Source organism: Pseudoalteromonas sp. J2K-J031 (assembly GCF_058197095.2).
In genome coordinates this window covers 355,909-375,332 of the sequence record NZ_CM200280.1, presented here as the reverse complement: position 1 = coordinate 375,332, position 19,424 = coordinate 355,909, and the positions used below count along the sequence as shown (strand labels likewise).

The 19,424-nt window shown below is 40.7% G+C and carries 15 protein-coding genes; 10 read left to right on the top strand and 5 right to left on the bottom strand.

Annotated elements, in window-relative coordinates:
- Positions 1–67: 67 nt before the first annotated feature.
- The 7 genes from AC3KZC_RS18855 to AC3KZC_RS18825 all read left to right on the top strand — a co-directional run bounded on the left by AC3KZC_RS18855 (position 68) and on the right by AC3KZC_RS18825 (position 10,332).
- The gene (locus AC3KZC_RS18855; protein WP_490577598.1) at positions 68–979 is read left to right on the top strand and encodes a substrate-binding periplasmic protein; all 912 of its coding nucleotides are present in this window, start codon (positions 68–70) and stop codon (positions 977–979) included.
- Between the two features lie 139 nt (positions 980–1,118).
- Positions 1,119–2,345, top strand: a complete 1,227-nt coding sequence (gene sbcD, locus AC3KZC_RS18850) for an exonuclease subunit SbcD (protein WP_490577599.1) — start codon at positions 1,119–1,121, stop codon at positions 2,343–2,345.
- On the top strand, positions 2,345–6,043 hold the full coding sequence (locus AC3KZC_RS18845) for an AAA family ATPase (RefSeq protein ID WP_490577600.1): 3,699 nt from the start codon (positions 2,345–2,347) through the stop codon (positions 6,041–6,043). The genes sbcD and AC3KZC_RS18845 overlap by 1 nt, the downstream gene beginning before the upstream one ends.
- A gap of 1 nt (position 6,044) precedes the next feature.
- Entirely contained in the window at positions 6,045–6,731 is a 687-nt protein-coding gene (locus AC3KZC_RS18840; protein ID WP_490577601.1) for a sulfotransferase family protein, read from the top strand.
- 85 nt (positions 6,732–6,816) lie between these two features.
- Positions 6,817–7,389, top strand: coding sequence for a MiaE family protein (locus AC3KZC_RS18835; protein WP_490577602.1), 573 nt, complete (start codon positions 6,817–6,819; stop codon positions 7,387–7,389).
- A 639-nt stretch (positions 7,390–8,028) separates the two neighbouring features.
- A complete protein-coding gene (locus AC3KZC_RS18830; RefSeq protein ID WP_490577603.1) occupies positions 8,029–9,837 on the top strand; it encodes a S8 family serine peptidase in 1,809 nt (602 codons plus the stop codon).
- 15 nt (positions 9,838–9,852) lie between these two features.
- Entirely contained in the window at positions 9,853–10,332 is a 480-nt protein-coding gene (locus AC3KZC_RS18825) for a serine protease external chaperone (protein ID WP_490577604.1), read from the top strand.
- A gap of 33 nt (positions 10,333–10,365) precedes the next feature.
- Here the strand turns inward: AC3KZC_RS18825 and AC3KZC_RS18820 are convergent, their stop codons facing one another.
- Positions 10,366–12,453, bottom strand: a complete 2,088-nt coding sequence (locus AC3KZC_RS18820) for a sensor domain-containing protein (protein ID WP_490577605.1) — start codon at positions 12,451–12,453, stop codon at positions 10,366–10,368.
- A 215-nt stretch (positions 12,454–12,668) separates the two neighbouring features.
- Between AC3KZC_RS18820 and AC3KZC_RS18815 the strand changes: the two genes are divergently transcribed.
- Genes AC3KZC_RS18815 through AC3KZC_RS18805 form a run of 3 tightly spaced genes read left to right on the top strand, consistent with a single transcriptional unit; the run spans position 12,669 to position 15,575 of the window.
- A complete protein-coding gene (locus AC3KZC_RS18815; RefSeq protein ID WP_490577606.1) occupies positions 12,669–13,037 on the top strand; it encodes a response regulator transcription factor in 369 nt (122 codons plus the stop codon).
- Positions 13,030–13,635 (top strand): chemotaxis protein CheC, encoded by a 606-nt coding sequence (locus AC3KZC_RS18810; RefSeq protein ID WP_490577607.1) that lies wholly within the window; start codon positions 13,030–13,032, stop codon positions 13,633–13,635. The genes AC3KZC_RS18815 and AC3KZC_RS18810 overlap by 8 nt, the downstream gene beginning before the upstream one ends.
- 2 nt (positions 13,636–13,637) lie before the next feature.
- The gene (locus AC3KZC_RS18805; protein WP_490577608.1) at positions 13,638–15,575 is read left to right on the top strand and encodes an ATP-binding protein; all 1,938 of its coding nucleotides are present in this window, start codon (positions 13,638–13,640) and stop codon (positions 15,573–15,575) included.
- A 49-nt stretch (positions 15,576–15,624) separates the two neighbouring features.
- On the opposite strand, the gene AC3KZC_RS18800 is transcribed toward AC3KZC_RS18805, so the two are convergent.
- The 4 genes from AC3KZC_RS18800 to AC3KZC_RS18785 are packed head-to-tail and all read right to left on the bottom strand — an operon-like array spanning position 15,625 to position 19,182.
- Complete coding sequence (locus AC3KZC_RS18800) at positions 15,625–16,173, bottom strand: DUF6942 family protein (protein WP_490577609.1); 549 nt, start codon at positions 16,171–16,173, stop codon at positions 15,625–15,627.
- Positions 16,174–16,225: 52 nt separating this feature from the next.
- Positions 16,226–17,224 carry a cytochrome d ubiquinol oxidase subunit II gene (gene cydB / locus AC3KZC_RS18795; protein ID WP_490577610.1) on the bottom strand — a complete coding sequence of 333 codons (999 nt, stop codon included), beginning with the start codon at positions 17,222–17,224 and terminating at the stop codon, positions 16,226–16,228.
- Positions 17,217–18,590 (bottom strand): cytochrome ubiquinol oxidase subunit I, encoded by a 1,374-nt coding sequence (locus AC3KZC_RS18790; RefSeq protein ID WP_490577611.1) that lies wholly within the window; start codon positions 18,588–18,590, stop codon positions 17,217–17,219. Before AC3KZC_RS18790 ends, cydB begins: the two co-directional genes overlap by 8 nt.
- Before the next feature lie 43 nt (positions 18,591–18,633).
- A complete protein-coding gene (locus AC3KZC_RS18785; RefSeq protein WP_490577612.1) occupies positions 18,634–19,182 on the bottom strand; it encodes a GbsR/MarR family transcriptional regulator in 549 nt (182 codons plus the stop codon).
- Positions 19,183–19,424 lie beyond the last annotated feature (242 nt).

The following is a 19,424-nucleotide window of genomic DNA, read 5'->3' as shown; positions in this document are numbered from 1 at the left end:
TAGCAAAATTGGTGGTTTGAGGAGGCTATTCTACACTTGTGTTAATTTATAGGTTTATTATTTTCTTATGATTAAACACGTTGTGCTTTTTTGCGTATTTCTATTCGCTGCTATTTTATCTGCTAAAGACGGATCACCCCTTGGTGTCAGTTATATTATCAATGCAGAGCATCAATTTATACCGGGGCATAAAAAAGCCAATCGCTATATTTTTAATCAAGAGTCCAATCGTATTGTTCGTTTGGTCACACTCGATTGGCCACCTTACATTGGTGAGGATTTATGCCATAAGGGTTGGGTGTTTCAATTTACGGTCGCCCTGTTGGTCAGCAAAGGCTATCAAGTTCAGATAGAGTTTTTACCGTGGGCGCGCGCCGTGCGCGAAGTTGAATTAGGCCATGCTGATATTTTATTTCCTGAATATTTTATTGAAGATGCTGCGCCATCGGATAATGTAACAGGTAAAAAACGCCATCAGTTATTAGTGTTATCTAATCAGTTTCCTGGAGGTGAAATTGGCTTTATTAAACGCAAAGGTGACGAAGACAAGTTTGCTGGAAATCTAAAACATTTAGTGGGTGAGCGCATTGGTGTGGTGCGTGGTTACCAAAATACCCCTGAATTTGATGCCATGATGGATAACAATCAGTTTGAGATTATTGAAGCCGTAGATGATTTACAATTGATGAGGCTGTTAGTCGCCAAACGGGTGAACCTAGTGATTGGCGATCCTAAGGTTTTGAGATTCATTGTTAATTATTCAGATTTGCCCCGTAATGAAAAAGCAGAAATCATAACAAGTATTGAAGATGTGACACCTGCCTTAACTTATAACCCTCTTTATTTTGCTCTAAGCAATAAAAATCCCCAGTGGCCACAACTGCTGTCAGATATTAATACTGCGCTGTACGAATTTTATAATAGCGGTGAAACGCTACGCATCAAAAATGAAGCCCCTTCAATGTGTATCAATAATTAACCCGTTTTTAATTTGTTAATGTTCACCAAATCGTCAACTTAAAACGGTTTTATGACAAATAATCGATTTAATACGCCTAAGCATTTTACTTATTAATCAAGCTTGTAATAATAGGCGCCTATTTGTTGTTGAGATCATTATGAAAATCCTGCATACCTCTGATTGGCATTTAGGCCAGTATTTTATGGGCAAAAGCCGTCAAAATGAACATGCCGCATTGATACAGTGGTTACTTGAAACGGTAGAGCATCTATCGATTGATGCCGTCATTATTGCGGGCGATGTCTTTGATACTGGTGCACCGCCTAGTTATGCAAGGGAGCTATATAACCGCTTTATTGTCGCGATGAATCAGCTAAAGTGTCCGTTGATTATTCTTGCGGGTAACCATGATTCGGTCGCCACCTTAAATGAATCTAAAGAATTGTTGGCGCATTTAAATACTCAGGTAATAAGCACTGCTCTGGATGATCCCACGGAGCAAGTATTAATGATTCAGAATCAACAAGGTGAACCTGGCGCACTCATTTGTGCTATTCCGTTCATTCGACCAAAAGATGTGATTAAAAGTCAGGCGGGTGAGTCAGCCACAGATAAACAACAGGCACTTGGCCAAGCCATTGCCGCTCATTACGAATCGGTTTATCAAGCTGCGCTGGCGAAAAAAGCCGAGCTTGGATTACCACTTCCCATCATTGCGACAGGGCATTTAACGGCAATGGGCGTGACGAGCTCTGAATCGGTTCGTGAAATATACATTGGCACGTTAGAGGGTTTTGCTGCAAGTGAATTCCCGCGTGCTGATTACATTGCACTTGGCCATATTCATCGTCCTCAAGTTGTGGCTAAATCTGAACATATTCGCTATTGCGGCTCACCTATTGCGCTTAGTTTTGATGAACTTGGCAGCCAAAAGCAGGTGCTGGTAGCAGAGTTTAAAGACGATAAATTGGCTAAAATCACCCCCGTTCTGGTGCCCACTTTTCAAGCGATGGCGGTGATTAAAGGTGATTTAACTCATATTGAACAGGCGCTGGCTCACTATAAGCAAGCCACAGAACAAACTTGGCTGTGTATCGAAGTTAAAACCGATGACTATCTGCCTGATTTACAGCAACGCATCAGTGAGCTGTGCCAAGACTTGCCCGTTGAAGTATTGCAATTGCGACGGGCGCGTAATGCGCGTAAAACCGCGTTAACCCAAAGTGAACAAGAAGTGCTGACAGAGCTTAGCCCGATGGATGTATTTGAACGGCGCTTGGCGACAGAAGAGGTGAGTAATGACGCGCAGCAACAACGCTTAGCCCGGATCCGCCTGCAATTTGCCAAAATTGTTGCCCAAGTTGAGCAAGGAGTGTCAAATTAATGCGCATACTGAGTCTACGTTTTAAAAATATTAACTCGCTAAAAGGGGAGTGGAAAATTGATTTTACTCAGCCACCTTTTGCCGATAATGGCTTGTTTGCGATTACAGGGCCAACCGGTGCGGGTAAAACTACTTTACTCGACGCCATTTGTATGGCGTTGTACCACCGTACCCCAAGGTTAAGCGCTATCTCAAAAACCAGCAATGAGTTGATGACTCGGGGCACTGCTGAGTCTTTAGCGGAAGTTGAATTTGAGGTTAAAGGACAAGGTTATCGGGCATTTTGGAGCCAACGTCGCTCACGAGGCAGCAGCGAGGGTAATTTACAAGAAGCCAAAGTAGAACTGGCGAAAATAAGTGATGGCAGTATTTTAGCGTCACAAATTAAGCAAAAAAATCAGCAGGTCGAATCTATAACCGGACTCGATTTTGCCCGTTTTACCAAATCGATGATGTTGTCGCAGGGTCAATTTGCCGCCTTTTTAAATGCTGAACCAAACGAGCGCGCCGAGCTACTTGAAGAGCTAACCGGCACGGAGATTTATGGGCTTATCTCTGAACAAGTTCATGTTGAATTTACAGAGGCGAAGCATGCCTTAGCGCAGCTAAAAGCGCAGGCGCAAGGCGTAGAGTTGCTAAGCGAAGACGCTTTGGCGTCATTGAAAGAGCAGCAAAAGGCGTTAACCGCCAAATTGCACAATGCTGAAGCCGAGCAAGCAGGGTTACAACGCCAGCAAGCTTGGTTAAAACAATACCAGCACGCCCATTCGGCATTTGCTGCGGCGCAATTACAGCTAACCAACGCTGAGCAAGCGTTACAGGCACATCAAGATCAATTAGCGCTTTTATCAAACAGTGAACCTGCAGAAGCACTTCGCCCCGCGTATCAGGTGTATCAAGACCACGCGGATCAGGCTGATAAACGAACGCAGCAATTGGCAAGTTTAGATGCCATAGTGTTAACACAGCATCAAGCTGTGGCAGTACAACAAGGTGTGTTTGATGAAGCAAAAGCGCAATTAGCGCAGTTACAAAATACACAATATACCCAAGACAAACTGTTGCATGACGAAGTGATCCCCTTGGATCATGAGCTTAAAAATATCGAACAGGCCATCACGCAAATTCAACAGCAGCTAGAAGACAATACCAAGCAAAAAAATCAGCTTACGATAGAGGTTGAGTCGCTTGAAACGAAGCAACACGAAATAACTCAACAATTACAACACTGTGATGATTATTTAGCGCAACATCAACATGATGAGCAATTAGTGAGTTTGTTACCGCGCTGGCAAGATCAATTGCAACAAGTTGTCAGTAACCATGAGCAATTAACACAAAAATCTGAACAAGAAGCAGCGCAGCGCAAGCAACATGAAACAGTAATGGCGCAGTTGCAATTGTGCGCGACTCAATTGACCCAAGCAAGGCAAAACCATAGCCAAAACCAGCAACAGCATGCGTTACAACAACACGCACTCGATGACTTACTGGGCCAGCGCACCTTAACGTCTTTACAAGAAACAGTGCAGCAGCTGCAACAGCAAGAGGTGTGGGCGCAACAGTTACCGCCTCTATTTCGTCGCCTAAAACAATGCCTTCCTCAACAAGAGCAGCTGCAACAAAGTATTGCCCAAGCAACGATAAACAATGCTCAGCATGAGCAACAATTACAACAGTTTAGAGCGCAGTATAAATTAGTGCGTGAACAGATTAATTTGCTCGAACAATTACAACGTCAAGAGCAGCAAATTGCCGACTTTACGCAAGCGCGCAAACAATTACAGCCAGATCAAGCCTGCCCGTTATGCGGCTCAAGCCAGCACCCTTTAATTAATGAGTATCACGCACTTGATATTAGTATTAACCAAGACAAGTTGAGCCAAGCTAAACAGCAATTGATCGAAATAGAACAGCACGCCAATCAAATAAAAGAACAAAAAGCGGTTAGTGCTGCATTGCACTTGCAACACACTGAGCAATTAGCACAATTAATTGCAGAAATTGAACAATTACAGCAACAATGGCAGCAGCTAAATCAGTCGTTATCGGTCAATCTACCTTGGCACAATGACGATGAGTTAATGGCATATTTAGCGCAGCAACAACAAACGTTGCTTCACAATGTCGAACTTATTAAGCAAGTGCAGCAATGTGAAACAGCCCTTAAACAAAGCCAACTCAACGTCCAAGCGTCGCTTGAAAAAGTCAAAGAGTGTGAACATCAGCAAGCGCTGTTAACGCAAACCATGCAACAGCAGCAAGATGCGTTAGCGCAGCAACGTACTGAAATTGAAAAAAACCAACAGTTATTAACGAAGCAAACCACACAGTTGAGCCATGAACTGGCGCAGTTAGGGCTAATATTACCTGACTTAGCCGACATTGAGCCCTGGTACCATACTCAGCAAGCAAAAGTTGTAACGTGGCAACAGCAACAGCTGCAGAAAAAAACGCTGATCCAAGATCAGCAAGTTATGCAGTTACAGCTCACTGAAAAAACAACACAATTGCAGCAATTAACGCGCTTACACCATGACTACAGCAACAAACGAGCGCAACACATTACCAATCAAAGCCAGTTACGTACCAAAAGACAGGCTCTGTTTGGCGATAAACTTGTTGATACAGCCCGCAAAGAGATGCAGCACGCCGTGGTACAAAGCCAGCAATTTTTTGAACAGCAGGGTAGTGCGCTTAATCAATTAACACATCAGTGGCAAAGTTCGCAAGGTGAGCAAAAAGGCCTTCAACAGCAATTACTAGCCTTAAAGACCGACCTCGTACAGCACCAAACTCATTGGCTTGACGTGCTCAATCAAAGCATATTTTCCGATTTAGACCACTTTTTGACGGCACTATTGCCTCTTGAACAAAAACAACAGCTGCAACAGCTAAAACACGATTTATACACTGAGCAAACCAAAGCTGCAGCATTATTGAACCAAGCAGAGCATGCCTTAGCACAGCACCAATTAGAGGCACTATCGCCAAATTGGGCCACGCTTGATTGGGAGCAGGTGAGCGAGCAATTACAGCATGCTGGGGATCAGGTCCGAGCGTTGCTTGAGCAAACCGGGCAAATAAAACAAGCATTACAAGACAATGAAAAACGCCATTTAAATCAAGCCTTGTTATTAGAAAAAATGGCACATAGCCAAGTGCAATACGATGATTTAGCGTACTTACATGGTTTAATTGGGTCGCAAAAAGGCGATAAATTTAGAAAATTTGCACAAGGGCTGACTCTTGATCATTTGGTGTATTTAGCCAATAAACAATTAGCACGGTTACATGGGCGTTATTTACTTGAACGCAAAGCTTCAGAGGCACTCGAATTACAAGTGCTTGATACATGGCAAGGTGACAGTGTACGCGATACAAAAACACTCTCAGGGGGCGAAAGTTTTTTAGTCAGTTTGGCATTGGCTTTGGCGTTATCTGATTTAGTGAGCCATAAAACCAGCATCGACTCACTCTTTTTAGATGAAGGGTTTGGTACTTTAGACCGAGAAACCCTCGATATGGCGTTAGATGCGTTGGATAATTTACATGCCAGTGGCAAAACCATTGGCGTGATAAGCCATATTGAGGCAATGAAAGATCGCATTGCTGTGCAAATTGAAGTGAAAAAACAAAATGGCTTAGGCTATAGCCGATTAGCTTCGCATTATGCCTTTTGTACTGAGGAAGCTTAACATGGGCAATCAAAAGGATCGTTTGAGCTCAATCGATGACCAGCAAAAAATATTTATTATTGGTTTGCCACGTACCGCGACGACCAGTGTGTGCGTTGCAATGCTCCAATTAGGGTATCGCACGGCGCATACCGCCTATGTAAAGCAAGCTTTTGAGCAAGCTCAAGTGATAGCCGACACGCCTATTTTTTGTGATTACCAAGCGTTAGACCGTCTTTACCCGGGTGCAAAATTTGTGTATTTAGAGCGAGATTTAGCTCATTGGTTACCCTCAATTAAGCAATTATTACAACGCATGTCGGACAATTTATTGAGCCAACAAGGTGGTTTTAATCCAATTATTAAGCGTTGTTTCAGTGCCACATTTTCGCCATTTACCATAGAGAATATTGGCTCTGATGCATTTTTGGCTGCATGTTATCAGCGCCATATTGGCGAGGTGCACGATTATTTTAGCGGTCGCTCAGCTGATTTTTTATCTATTAATGTGGCCAAGCCAGAAAGCTTTGCGTTACTGTGCGAGTTTTTACAGCAAGATGTCAGGGGGTTGCCTATCACAGGGTTTGAAAAAATTAATATCGCGGGCAAAGTGACCGCTTGGAATGACATCAAACACCCATTAAAAATAGCGTCTACTCGTGGCGGTAAAATAGATAAGTTAGATTTAATGCTTTTTCCTCAGCCGTAAGGCGGGTAAAATGCGCGTTTTTGTAGCCGCAGGCTGCCAGTGATACTCAAGTAGTTTGGGTATATTGAGATAGATTTGAGGTTGTATGTTTGAACTAAAATACCACACACCATTTGCGTGGACCCAGGCAGTGCTTGATGATTTTGATGCATTTTTACAAGATCACGCCGCAGCAGAAAAAAAAGCATCGGGCATGGCGGTGTCGATGTTGTCACATTATCCCGACCGTGAAAAATTAGTGCGTGCGATGACAGATTTAGCATTAGAAGAATTAATTCATTTTAAGCAGGTTATTAAAATTATTTATGGCCGTGGCGCTATTTTAGGTGATGATAAAAAAGATCAATACATCAGTGAGATACGTCAATTATTTCGCCGTGGCCGTGATGAGTTTTTATTAGACCGCTTACTTGTTGCTGGCGTAATTGAAGCCCGCGGCTATGAGCGTTTTTCATTAGTTGCACAAGCGTTACCTGCAGGGAAAGAAAAAACATTTTATGAAGCGATAGCTAAATCTGAAGCTAAACATAAAGACTTATTTGTTGAATTAGCCTATGACTATTTCGATAAAACAGTGGTTGATGCGCGCCTAGAAGAGATTTTAATTGCTGAAGCGAAAATATGTGAAAGTTTGCCTTTCAGAGCCGCTTTACATTAAATTTTTAACATTCAATCTAGTTACCTTCTTACTCGATAATCATTCTTGGTTAAGCAACCACTTTCAACGTCAACAGCGCGTTCCTAGGCACAAAAGGCCAGCGATTGAGGCGTCGTATGTTTTGTTAGCATTGAAAATCTTGGTAGAGAAGCATAACGAAGAAATCAAATTTTAATTGAAATTCAATTTATTTATCAATCACTTATCCATTGTTTGGGGTGGGTGATTGCCTATTTTGCAAAAAAGCATCGTTGTTGGTGTTTTGCCCTCATTTCATTTTATCCTGCCTTTTTATTTTGTTAGTCATTATATTAAAAAGTTATAAAAACAAGAGAAAAACTTTTTATTTAATAAAAACAGATGGTTAAATTTAAATTTGCTCAATGAATGAGTCATTGTTGCTAAGTGTAAAATGACAGCGGTGTCTTTGTGTTTTTAGTTAAATATCTAATTATTTCAGTTTGTTATGTATCAAATTCATGTTTCTAAAATATGTTAATTGTAATGATTATTTTACATTGTTGTGTTTGTCTGTACTTTAGGTTCACATTTACTTTACATGGGCAGCAAGGTTAAATGGCTTCGTCCTATATAGGGACGCGGGTTGTTGAAACTAAAATAATAAGCTCAGGGGAAATTATGATTTTAAGAAAATCGTTACTTGCAAGCTCAATTGCATTGTTAAGTGCACATGCAGCTGCTGACATCACTCATTCTACGTTTGCATTGGCTGGTGGCGATCCGCTAACGCCGCAGCAATGGCATTTACAAAATACTGGACAGTCAGGTTTTTCATTATCAAACGGCATTTCTGGCAATGATCTTGATTTAGATTTTGCACATTTGATGGGTATTAAGGGCCGCGGTATTACTGTTGCGGTAATTGACAGCGGTGTCGAAATCTCTCATCCTGATTTAAAAGCCAATATTGTGCCAGGGTCATTAAATGTGGCTGATGGGTCTGATTTTCCAACTGACTTAAATGGTCATGGTACATCGGTTGCGGGTTTAATTGCGGCCGTTGAAGGTAATGGTATTGGTGGCCGTGGTGTTGCCCCACTTGCAAGTTTGGTTGGGTTTAACTTTTTAGCCAATCAAACGGTGGCGAGCTGGTTAGTATCGCACGGTTTATCTGAAGATTTTCGTGCGCTAGATCGTTTTACCGATCCGCGTGTATTTAACCAAAGTTATGGTAGTACGCCTGCGACACCTCGCGCGTATGATTATGTTTCAAATCCATTTTTAGAATTAACTGACCAAGTTCAAGCTGATATTTCGTTAAATAGTCACTGGGGTCGTGGTGCTGTTTATGTTAAATCGGCAGGTAATTCATATCGTTCATATACAACTGGTTACCGTGGTCAGACAATTCAAGTGCTGCCGTATGAGGGGGCGCAGTTTTATAACAATAATGGTTTGCCGTTTCACAGTGCCAATATCAGTACAGACAATAACAACTATTGGAATTTAGTGGTATCAGCGTTAAATGCAGAAGGTAAGTTATCGTCTTATTCATCTGTAGGTTCAAGTGTGTTTTTATCCGCGCCAGGTGGCGAATACGGCACTAACTCACCAGCAATGGTGACCATTGATTTAACCGGTTGTGATAAAGGTATGAACGTTGCGGGTGAACATCCAAATGCGTTACATGGTGGCACTGAGCTTGACCCTACCTGTGATTACAATGGGACTATGAATGGTACATCATCGGCGGCACCAAATACTTCAGGTGCGATAGCCACTGTGATGTCGGCAAACCATGCACTAGATGCTCGTACTGTCCGTCATTTGTTAGCTCAAACCGCTCGTAAAACCGATGCAACAAACGCAGGTGTTGATTTAACGTTTGAAAATGCACAAGGCGAAGTAGTTACTTACAATGCAGTGCCTGCTTGGCAAACTAATGCGGCTGGCTACAATTTTCACCATTTTTATGGTTTAGGCGCAATTGATGTTGATGCTGCGGTATACAAAGCGTTATTTACCGGAGTGTCACTACCAAAGCTTCAGATTACTGACTGGGTGAGTACACAAGCAAATGCTGAAATTCCAGATGCATCATTAGTCGGTGCACAAAGTGCTATTAATGTTGAGCAGCCTCTAACGGTTGAATCAGTACAAGTAAAACTTAATATTGATCACAGCCGTTTACGTGATTTAGCGATTGAGTTGGTGTCTCCATCAGGCACGCGCAGTATCTTAATGAGCGCACGTACAGGCTTTTTAGGCGGCAATAACGGTGGCTATACAGATGCTGTAATGCTAAATACCCATTTTTATGGTGAACAAGCACAAGGGGAATGGACGCTTAATGTAATGGATACCGATAAAGGCACAAGCTACACTTTAGGTTATAGCCCATCTCTCGGTTTAATTGGTTTTAACAGTCGTAACAATGAAATTGCGGGTGTATTAAAAGATTGGTCTATTCGTATCTTTGGTCATTAATTAGGAGCTAACATTATGAAAGTATTTTTATTTGCTGCAAGCTTAATCAGCGTCAGTGCCATTGCTTCTGAACCAACAGAGCAAGAGTTATCAAAATTGAACATTATCTCGGCTGAGCAATTAGCGCTTTTTCAAGAAACCATCACAATCAACGGTATTGATTACAGTCGCAAGGCTTCACCTCAGAGACAAGCTGTAATGCAAGATCTTGACTTACCAAAAACAGTTGTGATTGGTGAAGTAGTATCAACAAGTGATGGTTTTACTTCTTATCAAGTAACAGGTGAGATTATTGTAAAACTTAAAGGTAATGTTGATTTCACCGCTTTTAACCAAAAAAATAACTTAACTATCAAACAAGCGTATGAACAATTTTATGTCTTAAAAGCTGCCGATAATAGTAATTTGCTGTCAATCGTTAATCAATTAACGGCGTTAAAAAATGTTGAGTCAGCCACCATTGATTTGGCTGATTTAACGATTACAACACACTAACTACTCGCCTACCTGAGTAGCGTAAGCCCAGCATCATTGTTCAATATTAAATGGTGTTGGGCTTTTTAGCTGGTGTTCAAATGCAGCAGCACTGATAGGTTTTGAGATATAAAAACCCTGCACAAAATCACATTGTGCTTGGGTTAACAAATCAAGCTGAGCTTTATTTTCTACCCCTTCAGCAATCACTTTTAAACCGAGTTTATGGGCCATCACAATAATCGCTTCGCAAAGGGCTTGATTATTTAAGTTGCTTTCTAAATCGTTAACAAAAGCGCGATCTATTTTTAAGAAATTGATATTAAATTTTGTTAGGTAGGATAATGAAGAATAGCCAGTACCAAAATCATCAAGTGAAATATCAATACCATGGCTTTGAAAGTAGGTAAGTTTATCTTTGATGTCTTGGGCGTCATCAAGCAGTAACCCTTCGGTGATTTCAATGCAAATACCCTCTTTAAGCCCGATATTTTTATGAAGTTCAATCCATTTCTCATCAGCATGAGGGTCGGGATTTTGAAATTGGATTGGTGAGCGATTGATACTGATTTGAAAATGTGGGTCGAACAGTTCTTGCCATTTTTTTGCCTGTTTTACAGCATTATAATAAACCCAATTTCCAATCTCGAGGATCATGCCTGAGCGCTCAGCAAGCGGGATGAATTCAGCAGGGCTAACTAAGCCCAGCTCAGGATGTTCCCATCTAACCAGTGCTTCTGCTTTGAAGACTTTGCGGCTAGGCAAAGCCATAATTGGCTGATAAACAATGTGAAAATGCTGTTCAATAATGGCCAAGTGTAATTCTTGAGTGAGATTTCGTTTTTGCTCGGCTTGTTCTTGCATTGCAAAAGTAAAATAGCTAAAACGTTTACGACCAGTTTCTTTTGAACGATACATGGCTTGGTCGGCAAACTTCAGTAGCTCATCGATTTTATCGCTGTGATCTGGAAAAAGAGTAATGCCAATACTCGCTGATATAAAAATTGATTCACCATTAATATAAAAAGGCAGTTCGATGGTTTGAATGAGTTTTTGAGCAAGTGAATCGATATCACCTGTTTGACTTATATGGGGGATCAGGGCCGTAAACTCATCACCTCCAATGCGAGCAATGGTATCAGACTCACGCAAAATCAGTTGGAGTCGTTCTGCGACTTCAATTAAAAGTTGGTCGCCAGCATTATGACCAAGCGAATCATTGACCTCTTTAAAATGGTCTAAATCTATAAAAAAAAGAGCAAACTTTTGTTTGTATCGGCTACTTTCGCAAATCTCTTGTTTGAGCCTATCACTAAACATATTGCGGTTTGGCAAGCCAGTAAGGCTATCAAAATTAGCTTGTCGCCATATTACGTGCTGTGATTGATGCTTTGAGGTGATGTCAACCACTGAGCCGACCATCCTGATCGGGTAACCATCTTTATCCCGAAGTGCTTCACCTACAACAGTAAACCACAACACCTCTTTTTTTTGTGTAACAAGACGGCACTCAATGTTGAAAAGATTATTTGCGTCATCTAAATGATTTTGTAAATGAGTTTCAAATAAATCAATATCCTCAGGATGAATTTGATCTGTCCATGAAGACCAGCTTGTGCCAAATAACAGGTTATCAAACCCCAATAAATCAGAAAATTGAGCAGAATAATGAACAACATCGTTGAGAATATCCCAATCCCAGATCCCAGCTCCTGAACTTTTAATGGCTAATTGGTATCTTTGCTGGTTTTCTCTAAGTTGTATTTGGGCCAAACATAACTCTGAAACATCTTCAACACAGCCTATAAAAGCCACCATGTGTTGATTTTGAAAAACAGGAATGGCGTTGACGGTTAAATGTAATAGACCTTGCTCAGGTAAATTAACCCGAAAAGTGTAGCTAAAAGCCTGCTGTTTTTTAATGCAACGATACCAATGCATAATCACGGCCATTTTATCTTCTGGGTGAAAATAGCGTGTATAAGCAAAGCGATTATTGATGTGGCTATCGATACCTAAAAGTTGTTTAAATGTGGCATTGCTAAAGGTACAGCTACCAGCCAAATTGACTTCAAAAATCCCGGTTGGTGCAGATTCTGCTAGGTGCTGAAAGTTGGTAATAAGCTTATCGTTTGACATCATGGTGAGCACGAAGTCCTCTTAAAGTCGCTAATATTAATTGAGTTAATGAGAAATAAAAAAGGACACTAATTTGAGGTAACTGACTAATTATCTTAGTACACGTTTTATTTTTTTAAATAAACAACTATGTTTAATAAACAAAAATAACGGTATGTCATTAATAATACCTAGTTCAATAATCGTTATTACATCAGTCAATTTATTAGGGGATTACATTGTCAGATATAAAAAAAGTAATGGTTGTGGATGATAGTCGTGTTTCTCGAATGATGATAAAAGCGAATTTATTAGCCAAACATCCTAATTGGTTAATCTTTGAAGCCCAAGATGGGCAAGATACTTTATTAAAAGTAGCCGATTTAACCCTTGATTATTTTACTATTGATTTAAATATGCCTGGCATTGATGGATTAAGTTTAATTGAGCAATTAAAGCCGCTTTTTCCGAGGAGTAAATTCGTTTTACTGACCGCAAATATCCAGCAAGCGACTCATGATAAAGCCAATGTGCTTAATATTAAGTGCATTAATAAGCCGATAACGGAATCATGCATTACGACAATATTGGACTTTTTCAATGCCTAGTACTGTAGTTTTAAATGAACTTGAACACGATTTATTGGTTGAACTATTTAACATTGGCGTAGGACGAGCAGCAGACTCGTTAAGTCAGATTGTGAACCAAGAAATTAAACTTTCAGTACCCAATATTGAGCATATTTCCGTTGATGAACTAGCTGCTAAATTAGGGCAAGGTGAAGATATATGTAGCGTATCGCAATGTATGAAAGGCAGCTTTGATGCCAATACTATTTTGCTTTTTCCGCAGCACAGTAGCATGGAAGTGGTGAGCAAAATGCTTGGCGAGGGGATCTCAGCTGAAACCTTAGCTGAGCTTCACCAAGAAGGGTTTTCTGAAATTGGCAATATTGTTTTAAATGCCTGTATTGGTGCATTTGCAGAGTCAATAACAGAAGTCTTTGAGGTGAGTTTACCCGTTTACAGTATGGGTTCTGCCCATGATGTCATCGCAACTGGTGAACTTAACCAAGTGTTGTTTATTCGTATCAATTTATTTTTAAGTACCAGTCAGGTTGAAGGTTATTTAGTTTTTTTACTCGAGCATTTTTCGTTTGAGAAATTAAAAATGGTTCTACAAAAAATAATTAATGGGCTGAGTTAATTGTGGATACAACAACGTCGCAATACGCAATATTAGATCAACTCAGTATTGGGGTCTTTATCGTTGATGCTGATTTTACCATCTTATTTTGGAATGTATGGATGGAAAAAAGCAGTAATATAAACGCTGCACAAGCCCAAGGAAAGTCGCTATTTGTTTTGTTTCCACAATTGGTCAACACGCGGTTAAATTATGCGATTGTAGACTCAAGTACAAAAAAATTGCCTTCCGTTCTTTCTCGAGTATTTAACCCAAGCCCGTTGCCCTTGTTTGATCAATCAAAAAATCTTATAAAGCAAAGCATTACAATAAAACCAACCAACATGTGTGAATGCTGTTCAATTATACAAGTGATAGATGTCAGTAATGCCGTTGCCCGCGAAAAAGCGTTAGAAAAACAGGTATTAGAACGCCATCGTGCAGAAGCTGCAAAAAGTGCTTTTTTGGCAAATATGAGTCATGAAATTCGCACCCCACTTAACGGGGTTATCGGGATGCTGGAACTTGTTGTTGATGAGCCATTGCCAGATAAGGTCCGCCAATTTTTAAATATTGCTAGTAATAGTGCTGAGTCGCTCTTATTTATTATTAATGACATATTAGACTTTTCAAAAATTGCAGCGGGTAAAGTAGATATTGACCCTGTTGAGTTTGAGTTGTTATCTTTTTTTGAAGATATTATTGCGAGCTTTATTCCTGCTGCAAATAAAAAAAATATTAATCTCTTGCTCGATAGCGCTAATTTAAACACCACGCTCGTTCGAGCAGACAAGCAGCGTGTTAGGCAAATTTTAGTTAATTTACTCAGTAATGCGATTAAATTTACCGAACAGGGTGAGGTGGTTGTTGAGGTTTATTTACAAAAAATTGACAGCCATACGGCGCAATTGGTATGCAAAGTACTTGATACCGGCATCGGAATTGCGCCAAATGTTATACCAAAATTATTTGAACCTTTTCAGCAATCTGATAGTTCTATTTCTCGCCGTTTTGGTGGTACAGGGCTTGGCCTTGCTATTGCAAAGCAGCTATGCCAGTTAATGGGGGGCGAATTAACTTTATCAAGCAAAGTCGGGATCGGAAGCTGTTTTGAATTTGAAATATTATTGGTGACACAATCACTGCCACTCACTACTCAATTTCTGATTAATAAACAATGCGTTATTGCGCACTCAAATCCAACGCAAAGTGCATTACTACAAAAACAGTTAGCATGTTGGGGGGCTGAGGTTACACAGGTTGTTGCAAGCATGCAAATTGGCTTAGTGCTCACTAAACAACTCAAAGTGAGCCATGTATTCATTGATGAGCCATTATTTTTAGCCAACAAAGTGTTTATAAAAACGTGGCAAGCCCAACAAAAAGGGCAAGTTGTTGTTCTCAAAAATCAATGGGAGGACACAGTAGAGCAAGATAATATTTGGTCTATCAGTAAACCAATCTTTAAAAGTAAGCTGTTATCGGTGCTGCATCAGGATCTTTCTTCGATTGCAGAAGTTCAACCAAATAACCCCTCTTTAGTGCAGCCTGATATCGCATCACGAAAAACGTTTAATATCTTGGTAGTTGAAGATAATCCCATCAATCAGATTGTCGCAAAAGAATGTTTAAAAAAATTAAATTATCAATTTGTTGTGGTTGAAAATGGGCTGCTTGCCCTTGAATACTTAAATACACAGCCTGAACCACCCATCAACTTAGTTTTAATGGATTGCCAAATGCCAGTGATGGATGGCTTTACCGCAACAGCAAAAATTCGCGCCGCCGAAGCAAGTTTGTTTTATCAGCATATTCCAATTTTAGCTTTAACAGCCAATGTGATTGAAAGCGAGCGTGAGCGCTGTATGCAGATGGGGATGGATGACTTTTTAGGGAAACCATTATGTTTGCAAACCCTTTCAGCTTTACTTGATAAATGGCTGATCCACACACCTCGATAACTGACCTTATTTTGACCGTACACCCTATTTTTATGCTCACCCACACCAATCACTGGGTTTGATTGGTGTGGGTGAGCATAAAAATTTGCTGGGCTAAAAACGCAATTTTAATATTCGACAATTGACGGTAATCAAAATAGGGGCTCACAATCACCTTGTTCATAATATCAATGGCAAATTCTTCATTAAGCCAAACCCACTGGCTATTAATTTGTTTGTTGCGTTGTAATTCGTTGGCATAAGTACGGCCACAAATAATGTGAATGGTATTGTTTTGTGGCGCTAAAATTGGAGGTGAAAATAATAATGCGGTGCCGCTGTTTGTTTGCAGCAATTGTTTATCGCGAAATTGTTGCCAAGTAGGCTCAGTTTGAAACTGTGCAAAGTGTTTATGATCAAGGCTATATAAAAGTTTGGCGTAAACATTAAAGACTTTACGCCAGCCATTGCCGCATTGCTTGCCAATAAAGGTTATTTCATCTTCACAGACACTGTGCAGTGAAGTTAAAAAAGGGTAAGGTTCAATCGTTGGGCGGTTAGCTATGTACACCGCAATGTCGAAATTTGAGCAGCCTAGGCCAATAATATTTGTTGTCATAATGAGTAAAACGAGCAGTGATGCTGCTCGTTGTTAAAAGGCACTGGGCCGTTTAGTAATATTTAAGGGCCTGTACTTTACCCCAAAATACCCGATAAGAGTATGCGGTATAGAGTAAGATAGTCGGAATAACCACAATCGCACCCCAAAATAAAAAGCTCAGAGATTCAGGGGCTGCCACAGCTTGCCAAATGGTCAGTTTATTAGGCACTATGTCAGGAAAAAAACTAAAAGCCAGAGCAAAAAAACTGATACAAAAAATAGCCACAACCGCAACAAAAGGCTGCCAACACCTTTTTTCAGGGTCGAGAGTTAATCGAGTCAGCTGCAAATAACACACTATAAAAAGTAAACCACAAATAATAGGCAGTGGCAGCAACCACAGCCCATTGGGCCAGTTAAACCATTTGGCAAAAATCTCAGGTTTCAGTGCTAAATTGACAAACGATACCGCTAAAATGCCGACCAAAGAAATCACGCTGGCTTTTTTGGCCCAGCCAATTGCACGCTGTTGTAATTGGTGCTCTGTTTTCATTACTAACCACGTTGCACCAATAAAACAATACGCGGCAGAAACACCAAGCGCACTTAAACACGCAAAAGCATAGGCTTGCCATGTTTGCTCAAACGCCATGATGTATAAACCCAACATATAGCCTTGGCTCAGTGCTGAAATTAATGAGCCATATTTAAAGACTTTATTCCACGTTGGTTTGTGGCTAAACACCGCTTTGGCACGAAAATCAAAGGCCACTCCGCGCATAATTAAACCAATAAGTAATACCACTGCGGGTAAATACAGTGCTTTGAGTACCATGCTGTGGGCTGTGGGAAAGGCGATGAGCATTAAGCCAACAGCGAGCACTAACCAAGTTTCATTGGCATCCCAAAATGGCCCAATAGAGGCAATCATGGTATCGGATTTGTGATCATCATCGAGGGGAATGAGCATGCCCACACCTAAGTCGTAACCATCTAAAATGGCATACAATAAAATAGACAGCCCCATTAATCCGACAAAAATAATGGCAAGTAGCGATTGATCAAGCATGGCTTTGCTCCTTAACTGTTAAATGTTGTGGATTTAAACGGTTATCCTCAGCATCACTAATTTCTTCAATTTCAACCGCATGGCGTGCCATATTAAAAATAGTATGTAAATACGCAGCCATTACAATCACATAGATGATGATATAAAGCGCCAATGAAATACCCACATTAACGGGGGCAATGTCGGTTGCTGCCTCTTTAACGCTCAGCACGCCTGACACTAAATAAGGTTGGCGGCCAATTTCGGTGACATACCAACCCGCAAGCGTCGCCACCCAACCCGAAAAACTCATCGTAACGGCTACTTTTAATAGCCAACTTGGCAGCTGACCTCTTTTAAATAAGTAAAAGCAGCCGAGCCATGCAATCGCAATCATTAGCATGCCCATGCCTACCATAATGCGAAAAGCAAAAAATACGGGTTTAACGGGTGGGTGCTTGCCTTCAAATTCGTTTAAGCCTCTGATTTCACCGTCAAGTTCATGAGTTAAAATAAGACTCGCCATTTTTGGGAGCGCAATTTCAAAATGATTTTTTTGCTCTTTTTCATCAGGGATGGCAAATAACAGTAGTGGAACGCCTTTTTCGGTGTGCCAGATACCCTCCATCGCTGCTATTTTTTGTGGTTGGTGCTGAAGTGTATTAAGGCCATGTAAATCTCCGACAAAAACTTGTAGTGGTGTCAGGAGTGCGGCAACAATCAGGGCGATTTTTAAAGTTAATTTTGGTGCGCGTTTAGTATCACCGCGTAGTAAACGATAACTACTTATACCAATAATCAAAAATGAGGCCGTAATGCCAGAAGCAATTAACATGTGACTTAAACGATAAGGAAACGACGGATTAAAAATAATCGCCAGCCAATCGGTAGGAAAGGCCACGCCATCGCGCATTTCAAACCCTGTGGGTGTTTGCATCCACGAGTTTAGAGATAAAATCCAGAACGCCGATAAACTCGTGCCCACTGCCACCATAAAAGCCGCAAAGGTATGTACTTTAGAAGGGACGCGAGTTAAACCAAACAGCATAATGCCCAAAAAAGTGGCTTCTAAAAAGAATGCTGTTAACACCTCATAGCCCAGTAAAGGGCCTGCAATATTACCGACTTTTTCCATAAAACCTGGCCAATTGGTGCCAAATTGAAACGACATAGTAATACCGCTCACAACGCCAATGGCAAAAGTGAGGGCAAAGATTTTGACCCAAAAGCGATAAGCTCGCATCCAAATAGGGTCTTGACTTAAATCAAAACGCAGTTTGAAATAAAACAAAAACCAACATAGCGCGATGGTGATGGTTGGAAACAAAATATGAAAACTGATATTGGTAGCAAATTGAATACGCGACAACATCAAGGTATCTAACATGGCAACCTCCTGCCAGTACACGACGGTAAAAAAAACGGCGCTGTTATTTAACAGAGCCGCTTTTCATTATTTTATCTTTTAGGTCTAACACTTTGCCCACACCAGACCCTAATTTCATTAAGGTATTAAGTTTTTCTGGACTCATGCGTTGTAACTCACTGGCCCATTGAGTAATGGTTTCGAGTAAGTCATGAATTTCATGCATTTTTTGTTGGGCATACACTTCTTGTTGGTTAGCGGGTTCATCAAGCAAGTTGTCGCGTAATAATGACAATGTAGGGTCCATTTCACGCTTACGGCGCTCTTCAAATACACGATTAGCCATTTCCCAAATGTTGCCTGCAGGGACGTAATAATCTTTGCGATCACCGGCTTTATGTTGCAAGTTAACCAGCCGCCAAGACTGTAACTCTTTAATTCCCATACTGACATTACCGCGCGAAATATTGAGCGCTTCGGCAATATCGACAGCGCTCAGTGCTTCTTCACTGATTATAATTAAGCCATACATTTGGCCGACGGTACGATTAAACCCCCAGCGACTGCCCATTTCTCCGCAGTGCATCACAAACGACTCAATTTTTGGTGACATTATCAACATTGTTTTAATTCTGAAGTTTCAGTATTTTCTGAAAGTTTAAACTGTTATTGATTTAGGTCAAGGGTTGTATGAATAAATTTTGAGTAATACCAATCACGATAAGTAAGTGATCAAAAATAGCGTAGGAAAAACGCTTGAGAACAAGGCATATTTTTTCGATAAGTAGTTATTCTACAATCAAAAAATCTAACGAAGTTATCGAGTGTTTTAACAAGCTAGGGTGATCAGTTATT

Coding starts and splice junctions, on each gene's coding strand:
- AC3KZC_RS18840 (WP_490577601.1), top strand. CDS start 6,045: ATGGGCAATCAAAAGGATCGTTTGAGCTCAATCGATGACCAGCAAAAA.
- AC3KZC_RS18825 (WP_490577604.1), top strand. CDS start 9,853: ATGAAAGTATTTTTATTTGCTGCAAGCTTAATCAGCGTCAGTGCCATT.
- AC3KZC_RS18800 (WP_490577609.1), bottom strand. CDS start 16,173: ATGACAACAAATATTATTGGCCTAGGCTGCTCAAATTTCGACATTGCG.
- AC3KZC_RS18810 (WP_490577607.1), top strand. CDS start 13,030: ATGCCTAGTACTGTAGTTTTAAATGAACTTGAACACGATTTATTGGTT.
- sbcD (WP_490577599.1), top strand. CDS start 1,119: ATGAAAATCCTGCATACCTCTGATTGGCATTTAGGCCAGTATTTTATG.
- AC3KZC_RS18830 (WP_490577603.1), top strand. CDS start 8,029: ATGATTTTAAGAAAATCGTTACTTGCAAGCTCAATTGCATTGTTAAGT.
- cydB (WP_490577610.1), bottom strand. CDS start 17,224: ATGCTTGATCAATCGCTACTTGCCATTATTTTTGTCGGATTAATGGGG.
- AC3KZC_RS18845 (WP_490577600.1), top strand. CDS start 2,345: ATGCGCATACTGAGTCTACGTTTTAAAAATATTAACTCGCTAAAAGGG.
- AC3KZC_RS18785 (WP_490577612.1), bottom strand. CDS start 19,182: ATGTCACCAAAAATTGAGTCGTTTGTGATGCACTGCGGAGAAATGGGC.
- AC3KZC_RS18835 (WP_490577602.1), top strand. CDS start 6,817: ATGTTTGAACTAAAATACCACACACCATTTGCGTGGACCCAGGCAGTG.
- AC3KZC_RS18790 (WP_490577611.1), bottom strand. CDS start 18,590: ATGTTAGATACCTTGATGTTGTCGCGTATTCAATTTGCTACCAATATC.
- AC3KZC_RS18820 (WP_490577605.1), bottom strand. CDS start 12,453: ATGATGTCAAACGATAAGCTTATTACCAACTTTCAGCACCTAGCAGAA.
- AC3KZC_RS18855 (WP_490577598.1), top strand. CDS start 68: ATGATTAAACACGTTGTGCTTTTTTGCGTATTTCTATTCGCTGCTATT.